This is a genomic window from Psychromonas arctica, assembly GCF_038155225.1.
GTDB classification, from domain to species: Bacteria; Pseudomonadota; Gammaproteobacteria; order Enterobacterales; family Psychromonadaceae; genus Psychromonas; species Psychromonas arctica_B.
Genome location: NZ_JBAKBA010000144.1, coordinates 1 through 257, shown reverse-complemented (window position 1 = coordinate 257; position 257 = coordinate 1). Strand labels below are relative to the sequence as shown.

The 257-nt window shown below is 38.1% G+C and carries 1 protein-coding gene; it reads right to left on the bottom strand.

Translation table 11 applies throughout. The features are described 5' to 3' along the window. On the bottom strand, positions 1–257 hold a 257-nt coding region (locus tag V6255_RS18100; RefSeq protein WP_341629387.1), incomplete at both ends, for a hypothetical protein.

Here is a 257-nt window from a genome sequence, read left to right as displayed (position 1 = left end):
AAGCTGGTTCAGTAAGATCTATTTTTTCGATATAAAAAGGTTCTTCACCACGTTCATGTTTGTGTGCATTAGCCATATCAAATGCCCACTGAACGATGGTCAATGTTCTTAAACCTAAGAAGTCAACCTTAACTAAACCAGCGGTTTCGACATCATTTTTATCAAAATGTGTTACTGGGTTATTACCTTCATCGTCACAATATAATGCTGCAAAGTCTGTAATGGTGCTTGGTGATATAACCACACCACCAGCATGC